The sequence below is a fragment of the Pseudoramibacter alactolyticus ATCC 23263 genome, assembly GCF_000185505.1.
Lineage (GTDB): Bacteria > Bacillota > Clostridia > Eubacteriales > Eubacteriaceae > Pseudoramibacter > Pseudoramibacter alactolyticus.
In genome coordinates, this window is record NZ_GL622359.1 from 1,855,485 (window position 1) to 1,862,040 (window position 6,556).

The following is a 6,556-nucleotide window of genomic DNA, read 5'->3' on the forward strand; positions in this document are numbered from 1 at the left end:
TGGAGGCGCCGCGTTGAGGTCCGTGAATATTGACTATGCATTAGAAGGGGACGTATTTAATATACAACGCTTCTCCCTCAATGACGGTCCCGGTATCCGAACGATCGTATTCCTGAAAGGTTGTCCGCTGCGCTGTTGGTGGTGCTGCAACCCGGAATCCCAAAAACTGCGTCCGGTCATTCTTTACGATGTGGTGAGCTGCATCCATTGCGGCTCCTGCCTGAAAGTGTGCCCGGAGCCGGGGGCTCTGTCCCCGGAAAACCCCGCCTTTGTCGATTATCAAAAATGTACGGGCTGCGGCGAATGTGTCGCCGTCTGCCCGGCGGGGGCCTTGGCGCAGAAGGGCAAGAAAATGACGGTGCAGCAGGTGATTCGCGAAGTGAAAAAAGATGCCGCATATTATCGCCGGACCGGCGGCGGCATCACCATTTCCGGCGGAGAGCCGCTGATGCAGTACCGCTTCACGGCGGAGATTTTAAAAGCCGGACAGGCCCAAGGCTGGAACACGGCGATCGAAACCACCGGATACACCTATGAAGAGGCGGCACTCGATGCCGTGCTGCCGTATTTGGATCTCGCATTGATGGACGCGAAAGCGCCCAACGATGAGCTCCACAAAAAATTTACCGGCGTCAGCAACGAGGTGATCAAAAAGAATGCCCGGCGCATCGCGAAGGAGGCGGGGAACACCATCATCCGCGTTCCGACCATTCCGGGCGTCAACGCATCCGCGGAAACCATCCGCGAGATCGCGGACTTTGCGAAGGATCTCGGTGTGAAGGAAGTGCATCTGCTGCCCTATCACAAATTGGGTGAAAATAAATATCATCTGATGGGGTTGGAATATAAAATGCCGGAGGATACCAAGACGCCAAACAGAGAAGAGATGGCCGCTTTTAAAAAAGTGGTTGAATCGGCAGGGCTCGCTTGCAAGATCGGGGGGTAAACCGGTCGCGCAAGCGCACGCTGCCAAAAGATGGTTAAAAACATGAATGGATCAGGCTGAACGCGTCGGTCGGCGCGCAGTCTGTGGCTAACCAACCGGTTTTAAATTGTTGAACACAGCCGAAAGGCTGGTTCAAATAAAGCAGGAAGGAAAGCTGATTTCGCTTGAGGCGCCAAATGTGGGAACCCTTCGGGGATTTTGACGATTCAAGTCGGACGGCAATACCAGAGCTTCCTGATTTTTGGTCTCGTGGGGTCCTGGCTGCTTTGCTGGGATCCCATTTTTGCATGAAGCATTGGATAAAAGCATTTTGAAAAAACAGCAAGATAAAAATATCGGTCAAGGCATCGCGATGATGCCGGAGAAGAAAGGGGGAAGTATTGATGGAATCAACCGTTGGCAACCTGGCGCTTAAGGCCCGGGCGGCCTTTAAACAATTTGCGGGTAAGCCCCTGAAAGACAGAGAGGCGGTGATCCGAGCCATTCGTATGGTGCTGGCGAGCGAGGCAGAGGATCTGGCTCGCCGCGCTTTTAATGAAACGGGCATGGGCATCGTTGCCGACAAGCAGGAGAAAATTGCACTCGCAATCCATCAGACGCCGGGCACGGAGGATCTTATTACGGAGGTGGTGACCAACGACGACGGCATGGTTCTTTACGAACTGTCGGCTTTCGGGGTGGTGTGCGCGGTGCATCCGGCGACCAATCCGGCGGCGATGCTTATCAACATCACGATTTCGGCACTGGCGGCGGGCAACGCGGTGATTCACTGCGCCCATCCGAGGGCGCTCGAAACGAGCAAGCATATCGTCGCGTTGATGAACGAAACCGCCAGGCGCGTTCTGGGCATCGATCATTTAATTGGCATCCTGCCCACCGGCGGCATGCAGGCCATCCAGGAAATGATGAACCATCCGGATGTGGACATGATCGTGATGACAGGCTCGCACACGGCGGTGAGCCGCGCCTGCAGTGCCGACAAAAAGGTCATCGGCGCAGGACCGGCCAACCCGCCGGTGATCGTCGACGAAACGGCCAACGTGATCAAGGCGGCGGAGGACATTGTGAAATCCGCATCTTTTGACAATAATTTAATGTGCGTAACGGAAAAGGCCATTGTCGCGGTGAACGCCATCGCCGATACCCTGGCGAGAGAAATGGAAGCCTGCGGCGCACAATATATTGAGGCGCCGGAGGATATTGAAAAACTGACCCGCGCCATCATCGACGGCGATATGCAGCCGCGCAAGGTTTTTGACGGCCGCAATGCGGAAGATATCCTCGAATCGGCGGGCATTCCGGCCAAGCCCGGGGTGAAGCTCGTCGTCGTGCGCGCGGCGCCGGAGCATCCCTTTGTCACGAAGGAACTCAAGATGCCGGTGGTGCCGATGGTGCGCACCGCCAATTTTGACGAGGCCGTGGCGGCGGCGCTGGCCATTGAGCAAGGCTGCCATCACACGGCGATGCTCCACAGTCAATCCATTGAGCGGCTCAACTATGCAGCTAAGATCATGCAGACGTCGGTCTTTGTGAAGAACGGGCCGGGATATGCGGGCATCGGCTATCAAATGGACGCGCCCTGCTCCTTTGCCGTCGCCACGAAAACGGGGGAAGGCACCGTCACGGCCAGACACTTCGGCCGTCGCCGCCGCTGCTTCCTGACAGAAGCTTTCACCATTCGCTGACACCGCGGGCGCCCTGTAAAAATGTAAAAAACAAACCTTTTAAAGCAGTCGGGATATTGAAACGTGCATCGCATTTCTGTTAAAATGAAACTGGCCGTCGGCAAATAGCCGAGAACTTCCCAAAGGGGCACCGTCCGGTGTTTTAAAGGGGGCATTTGATCGGAAACGATCGAAGAAAGATTAAAGAATGTGCGAAGAAAAAGAGGGAATGCGATGAAAATGATAACGGGCCAGTTAACAGAGGAAACCCTGCTGGATATTCAGCGGACGCTGTCCGCGGCGACAACACTGCCCTTTTATATTGTCGATTATAAAGGCGAGGTGGTGCTGCCGCCGGTCGACGAGTCAGACTTCATGAAGGAAGTGCACCAATGGACCGCGGTGAGTGACGCCATGCGCGTGGCCGATGCGGCCGGCGGTATCCGGGCGGCCGCCAAGGGCGAGCCGTTGATTTACAAAATCCCCTGCGCGCTTTATAAGCTGGCGGTGCCCATCGTCGTGGACAATCAGTTTTGGGGCAGCCTGATCGGCGGGCCGGTGCGCCTGGATGCGGCGCCTGCTGTTTTTTTTGAACAGGACGGCGATGCCCGGGAGGAAAGCGAAACCTTTCTTGCGGTGCACCGCCATCTCTGGGAGCAGATCGTTTGCCTGCCGGAGACGACGCTTTTGCGGGATGCGGACCTTGCGGGCACCATCACCGCGAAAGTCGTGATGCTGGCGGCGGGCTGGCAGCGCGAAAAAGAGCAACGGGAAGCGGCGGAGCAGATCATCGACAAGCAATACCGCCAACTCGAGGCCTACAAGCGCAGTGAGTCGCTGCCGCGCAAAGAGCATCTGGCGGATCGGCTCAACATGCATTTCTGGTTTAACGCGCTGACTTCGGCGGCCAATCTGTCCATTCTGGAGGGGGCGCTGCGCACCAACGAAATGGTGACGTTGATTTCCGAATTTTTGCGGGATACCTTGTTTAACAACCGCGATTTTTGGAGCCTGAAGCAGGAAATCAAAGCCATTGAATGTTTTTTGCGTATCCAGGCGGTGCGCTTCGGCGATCGGATCCAATACAAAATCGACGTGCCGCGCAATCTGATGAAAACCCGGATGCCGAAGATGATGACGATGCCCTTTGTGGAATTTGCCATGAGCGGGCTGACCGGCCAGCGGGAAGGCGGCAGCCTTTTGGTGAAGATCACACGGCAGGACGGCTGGATCAGCGTGCTGCTGGAAGACAACGCCCAGCGGCGGGAACCGGCGCCGGAAGATCCGGTTGTCAAAGAGCGAAGCAGTTATTTTTCGCTGGCCGACAATATCGGCGCGGTGAAAGAGCGGCTGAACCGCGTGTACGGCACCGGCTACCGCGTGGTGGAAGAACGTGTCGGCGGGCAGAACCGCTGCATTATCCGCATTCCGGAAGAGGAGGCGGCCGATGTTTAAGGTGCTCATTGCCGACGACGAATATCTGATGCGCGAAGCGCTCAAGCGCATGGTGGAAATGGTTGACGGGTTCGAAGTCTGTGCGACGGCGAATACCGGGCAGGAAGCGGTGGACCAGGCGGCGGCGCTGTCGCCGGACATCATCTTTATCGATGTGGTGATGCCGGATCTGGGCGGAATTGAGGCGGCCAAACGCATCAAAGACAGCGGGAACCGCGCGCCGATTTATCTGATATCGGCCTACAATGAATTTCAATTCGCGAAGGAAGCCATCTATATCGGGGTGGCGGAGTATTTGACGAAGCCCCTGGGCTATACCGACGTGAAGCGGGTGCTCGAAACCTACCGCGGGCTGAACACCAAGCGCGATGAGACTTTTGAGAGCATCTGTCGCTGTGTGGACGCGCAGCATTACGGCGATATGTATTATCGGCTGCCGGATTTGATTGCCGACATCCGCGAGGAGAGCTGGGACTCGCCGGAAGAAATTGTCGAATACTATTACGATATTGAAAGCCGATTGTTTGAACGTTATGCGTGTTCGCTGGAGACGAACTACGTCAACCGGCCGGCGGGGAAAATGCTGCCGATCGTGCGCTGGCTGGAGTTTAGGCTCTATGCCACCCTGGATTTGATCTATCGGCACAACGCCGTGGCCCAATACCCGGTGATGGCCCGTTCGTTTGCCTATATCGATCAGCACACTGGCGACAATATCGGCCTGCGGGAAGTCCGGGACGACAGCGGCCTGTCTCAGGGGTACCTCAGCCGCATTTTCAAAAAGACCCTGGGCATCTCGGTGATGTCCTATATCCATTTGTGCCGCATGATGCAGGCCAAGTGGTATTTCTGCACAGAGGATGCCAATGTCACCGATGTGGCGTATCAACTGGGCTATAACGAAAGCTCTTATTTCAGCAAACTCTTTAAGAAATACGAACACACCACCATTTCGCAATATAAAAAGATGATTAAACAGGAAAGGAGAGAAAAACATCAAGATGAAACGAACAGCTGAATCTGTGACGGAAGGCCATCCGGACAAAGTCTGCGACCAAATTGCCGACGGCATTCTGGATGCCTGCCTGAAGCAGGATCCGGACGCGCATACCGCCATCGAGGTGATGGCTTCTAAAAACACGCTGATGATCGCCGGCGAACTCTCACAAGGCGTTCGCGAGAGCGGCGCCGTGAATCTGGTGACTATCGCCCGTCAGGTCGTCCGTGAAATCGGCTACACATCAGAAGAAACCGGCCTGGACGCCGATCGCTGCAATGTGCTGACCAATGTGAATGTGCAATCGGCGGATATCGCCGGAGCCGTCAGCAAGGCGGCGACAAGCGAGACGGCTAAATGGCAGGCCGGCAAGGTGCGCTGCAAATGGCTGCCGCCGGAAGGCGTCGATCCCGGCGAGCATCGGCGCGTCCCGCATGTGGGTGCCGGCGACCAGGGCGTGATGATCGGCTACGCGACGGACGAAACGCCGGAACTGATGCCGATGCCCTTTGTGCTGGCGACAAAATTGGTGCAGCGCCTGGCAGCGGTGCGGAAGAACGGTACCCTGCCCTGGCTGCGTCCCGACGGCAAGTCCCAGGTGACCATGACCTACGACGATGCCGGAAATCCGGAGCGCATTGACAGCGTTGTGCTTTCGGCTCAGCATGATCCAGCCGTCGATTTGCCGGAACTTCAGCAGGCGCTGATGGAGGCCGTGGTGCTGCCGGTGATCGATGCCGAACGCATCACGGCGACCACGGCGCTGCGCATCAACCCGTCCGGCCGGTTTGTGATCGGCGGGCCGCTGGGCGATACCGGGCTCACCGGGCGCAAGCTCATGGTGGATACCTACGGCTCGATCGCCCGTCACGGCGGCGGCGCCTTCTCCGGCAAGGATCCGACCAAAGTCGATCGTTCCGGCGCATACATGGCGCGCTACGTGGCGAAAAACATCGTGGGCTGCGGGCTGGCGAAGCGCTGCGAGGTTTCGCTGGCTTATGCCATCGGGCTGGAGCAGCCGGAAATGGTCGCCATCAATACCTTTGGCACGGCCCGGGTGGCGGAGCATAAAATTGCCCGCATGGTGGAGGAGGTAGTCTCCTTCTCGGTGGCGGATATTATCGAAGGGCTGCAGCTGCGTCAGCCGATTTACCGAGAGACGGCGGCTTACGGCCATTTCGGCCGGGACGTATTCCCCTGGGAAAAGGTTGACGAATTGGCATCCGTCCAGAAATAGAAGACGAGTGGATGAATTTATAGAGGAAAAGGTATTTGAATCCGCTTTTAAAGTCGTTTGAGACCGGGGTGAAATGTGCCGTTTGAATGCCCGAAAACGGGGATTGGGGCTGAAAAAATTGCAAACACATGAAAATGAATCAGCCCTTGAAAAACCTAATTGTAAAGCGTAAAAAACCGTATTTTTTGCTCAAACAGCGCAATTAATTACCCCACGAAATGGTTTAAAATAAGGACAGTAACAATAATACCATACAA

Annotated in this window: 6 protein-coding genes; all 6 read left to right on the plus strand. The window is 56.2% G+C overall.

Going from position 1 to position 6,556, the window contains the following annotated elements:
* Window positions 1–13 precede the first annotated feature (13 nt).
* The 6 genes from HMPREF0721_RS08875 (at window position 14) to metK (ending at window position 6,299) form a co-directional block, all read left to right on the plus strand.
* Window positions 14–946, plus strand: coding sequence for a glycyl-radical enzyme activating protein (locus tag HMPREF0721_RS08875; protein WP_207635244.1), 933 nt, complete (start codon window positions 14–16; stop codon window positions 944–946).
* A gap of 283 nt (window positions 947–1,229) precedes the next feature.
* The gene (locus HMPREF0721_RS12605) at window positions 1,230–1,361 is read left to right on the plus strand and encodes a hypothetical protein (protein WP_006599380.1); all 132 of its coding nucleotides are present in this window, start codon (window positions 1,230–1,232) and stop codon (window positions 1,359–1,361) included.
* A complete protein-coding gene (locus HMPREF0721_RS08880) occupies window positions 1,330–2,631 on the plus strand; it encodes an aldehyde dehydrogenase (RefSeq protein WP_006599381.1) in 1,302 nt (433 codons plus the stop codon). Before HMPREF0721_RS12605 ends, HMPREF0721_RS08880 begins: the two co-directional genes overlap by 32 nt.
* Window positions 2,632–2,844: 213 nt before the next feature.
* The gene (locus tag HMPREF0721_RS08885; protein WP_006599382.1) at window positions 2,845–4,065 is read left to right on the plus strand and encodes a sensor histidine kinase; all 1,221 of its coding nucleotides are present in this window, start codon (window positions 2,845–2,847) and stop codon (window positions 4,063–4,065) included.
* Window positions 4,058–5,083 carry a response regulator gene (locus HMPREF0721_RS08890; RefSeq protein ID WP_006599383.1) on the plus strand — a complete coding sequence of 342 codons (1,026 nt, stop codon included), beginning with the start codon at window positions 4,058–4,060 and terminating at the stop codon, window positions 5,081–5,083. Before HMPREF0721_RS08885 ends, HMPREF0721_RS08890 begins: the two co-directional genes overlap by 8 nt.
* A complete protein-coding gene (metK, locus tag HMPREF0721_RS08895) occupies window positions 5,067–6,299 on the plus strand; it encodes a methionine adenosyltransferase (protein WP_006599384.1) in 1,233 nt (410 codons plus the stop codon). The genes HMPREF0721_RS08890 and metK overlap by 17 nt, the downstream gene beginning before the upstream one ends.
* Window positions 6,300–6,556: the final 257 nt, after the last annotated feature.